Raw genomic sequence first — 2,782 nt, 5'->3', positions numbered from 1 at the left:
GTCAGGACGTTGGCCTGGGCCGCGGCGACGCGCTCTTGCTGCTGGGAGACCTCGTACTGGGGGCGCTCGCCGTACTCGGCCTGGACCTCGATCTCGGCGAGCAGGTCCCGCTGCGCCTCAACGTTCTCGAGCGCGATCGCTTCGGCGGCATCGGCCTGGGCGACGGCGAAGTAGCCATCGAGGACGGCGACGCCGGTGACCTGCTCGGCCCGCGCCTGGTCGAGCTCGGCGGACCGCAGAAGCGCCGTCGCAGCGTTCGTTGCGGCGCGGCGCTCGAAGCCGTCGAACACGACGTAGCTCGCTCGCACGCCCAGGTCGAGGGACTCGACAGTCGCCTGCGTCAGGTCGCCGCTCGTCTGGTCGAACGACAGTCCGTAGCGCTGCCCGCCGCCCGCGTCGAGGCTGAGCGACGGGAGCCGTCCGTCCTCGATGGCGTCGATAGCGATCTGGGCCGACTGAACGTCGACGCCCGCCCGCTGGACGGCGATCGCCTCGGTGCGGGCCATCCGCAGCGCGTCCTCGAGGTCGACGACGGTCTGGGCGTGGAGCCCCGGGGCGAGGAGGAGCAGGACGAGGAGGGTGCGCATGGGGGTCGGGTCGGGTCGTCCGGCGTGTCTCAAGTGGCGTGCCGCGCCTGGATCGCGCGCTCTCGCCGCCCTCGAGGACGATGACCGTGCGCTGGCGCACACCACCGGGCGCCAGCGCACGAGGGCTAGGTCGCTGTGTCCGCGACGACGCGGCCGTCCAAGAGCTCGACCGTCCGGGTCCCGAAGGCGGCGTTGGGCTCCGAGTGCGTCACCTGAACGATGGTGACGCCGTCGTTCTCGTGGAGCTCGCGGAACGCCTCCATCACGACCTCGCCCTGGCTCGAGTGCAGGTTGCCCGTCGGCTCGTCCGCGAGGAGCAATCGAGGACGGCCCGCCAGGGCTCGCGCCACGCCGACCAACTGCTGCTGCCCGCCGGAGAGCTGGTTCGGAAACAGGTCCTTTTTCGCCACGATCCCAAACCGGTCCAAGAGCTCCGCGACGCGAGCCTTGCGCTCCGCACCCGGCCGTTTCTGGTAGACGAGGGGCGTCTCGATGTTCTCGTACACCGTCAAGTCATCGAGCAGGTGATAGGCCTGGAACACGATCCCGATCTCCTCCCGCTTGAACGTCGCCCGTTCGTTCGCACTCAGCTCCGTGACCGGTCTTCCGTCGAACGCGTACGTCCCGCCGGACGGCTCGTCGAGCAGGCCCATGATGTTGAGGAGCGTGCTCTTTCCCGACCCGGACGGGCCGACGATGCTCACGAACTCGCCCTGCTGAATGGACAAGTCGATGTGCCGCAAGACCCACGACTTGCGCAAGGCGCGGGAGTAGTACTTGCTGATGCCGGTGAGCTCGATCATGGGTGCGGAGGGGGAACAGGGCTGAGCGCTGGCAAGCCCATCGGCCGCCAGCGCTCTTGGATCGTCGAGGAGGAGCGTCATCTACCGCGTGGTGCGGCGTGCGCCGTTGCGGCGGGGTGTGTCGGGCGTGGCGTCGGTGAGCCAGCCTTTGAAGGCGACGCGGGGGGCGGGCGTGGGGCGCATCCCGAACAGGCCGGTGCCGCCGGTGCCGAGGTGGCGGGTGCGGAAGGTGGCGCGGGTCGAGAGGCGGGTGGAGGTCAGCATAGCAGCGGGGGTTGGTGTTGCCGGGAATCTTCCAACAGCCGTGCCAGCCCGTAATCTGCTTGGAATGGCCGCTTTCGAGGCTTCGCGCCGTGCGCAGCCGCACACCTGCGTGCCGTGGCGCACACCACGCTCGGGCCGACCTCGAGGACGACGGCTCGCTCTCGGCCTCCGGTGCCGACCTCGAGGGCGAGTCTCACGGCTCGAGGACGACCTGTGCCGGCTATGTGCTGCCCTGCTCAGCGTGAAACACGAAGCTGTGCGCCTTCGATATCACGGCCCGACCTTTCACTCCATGTCTCTGGTTCTCCTCGCAACGCCCGTCGAGAAGGAGCTGGCCGCCCTCGAAGCTCTGTTGCTGAGCGAGGGGCACCGGGTCCAACGACAGCCGGGCCGCGTCCCCTCTCTCACCGCCCCCGATCTCGGGCTGACGTGCGCGGCAGCAGGCCATGGGAAAGCCCAGTTCGCGCTCGTGACGCAGCACCTGATCGACACGAGAGGCCCCTTCGAGGCCGTCATCGTCGTCGGCGCCGCGGGTGCGTTGAGTCCTGATCTCCAGGCCGGTGACGTCGTCGTGGGGACGGAGGCCGTGGAGCACGACTACAAGACTCGCTTCCACGGCGTCGGTCCACCCCCGAGGCACACGGCCTCGACGGAGCTACGCCGAGCGATCCTGAGCGCCCAGCCCGAGCGAACTAGCTTTCGAATCCACTCGGGACCCATCGCGGGTGGCGACGAAGACATCGTCGATCCGGCGCGAGCGGCGGCGCTGGTCGAGTTGACGGGAGCGCTGTGCGTCGCGTGGGAGGGGGCCGGTGGGGCGCGGGCCGCGGCGTTCAGCAACGTCCCGTTCGTCGAGATCCGCGCGGTGACCGACGGGGCCGACGCCTCGGCCGCCGAGAGCTACCGGGTCCACCTCCCCGAGGCGATCGGAAACATCGGCCGCGTCCTGCTCGCCTGGCGTCTCCACGCCTAGATCACGGCCTCGAGGACGACACTCACAGCCTGGGTGGCGTCAGGTCCGTCCTCGAGGACGAGCCTCACTCCGCTCGCAGCGCCCGAACGGGATCCGTCATCGCGGCGCGGAGCGACTGGCTGATGACTGCGACGAACGCCGCGATCATGGCGGCG

General features: G+C 69.6%; 5 protein-coding genes. 2 read left to right on the top strand and 3 right to left on the bottom strand.

The genetic code is table 11. The features are described from left to right. The 3 genes from WBA11_RS05710 to WBA11_RS05700 form a co-directional block, all read right to left on the bottom strand. Positions 1-587: TolC family protein (locus WBA11_RS05710; protein WP_424519749.1), on the bottom strand; the 587-nt coding region annotated here is incomplete at its 3' end. Between the two features lie 125 nt (positions 588-712). Beyond that, a complete protein-coding gene (locus tag WBA11_RS05705) occupies positions 713-1,390 on the bottom strand; it encodes an ABC transporter ATP-binding protein (RefSeq protein ID WP_424519750.1) in 678 nt (225 codons plus the stop codon). A gap of 81 nt (positions 1,391-1,471) precedes the next feature. Further along, on the bottom strand, positions 1,472-1,654 hold the full coding sequence (locus WBA11_RS05700) for a hypothetical protein (protein WP_424519748.1): 183 nt from the start codon (positions 1,652-1,654) through the stop codon (positions 1,472-1,474). An 89-nt stretch (positions 1,655-1,743) separates the two neighbouring features. Here WBA11_RS05700 and WBA11_RS05695 point away from each other — a divergent pair, with 89 nt between their 5' ends. Both WBA11_RS05695 and WBA11_RS05690 read left to right on the top strand, forming a co-directional pair. Continuing rightward, complete coding sequence (locus tag WBA11_RS05695) at positions 1,744-1,899, top strand: hypothetical protein (protein ID WP_424519747.1); 156 nt, start codon at positions 1,744-1,746, stop codon at positions 1,897-1,899. Between the two features lie 47 nt (positions 1,900-1,946). Further along, positions 1,947-2,627, top strand: coding sequence for a 5'-methylthioadenosine/S-adenosylhomocysteine nucleosidase (locus tag WBA11_RS05690; RefSeq protein WP_424519746.1), 681 nt, complete (start codon positions 1,947-1,949; stop codon positions 2,625-2,627). Positions 2,628-2,782 lie beyond the last annotated feature (155 nt).

Source organism: Rubrivirga sp. (assembly GCF_049648075.1).
In the GTDB taxonomy this organism is placed as follows: domain Bacteria; phylum Bacteroidota; class Rhodothermia; order Rhodothermales; family Rubricoccaceae; genus Rubrivirga.
This window is presented reverse-complemented; position numbering and strand designations above follow the sequence as displayed.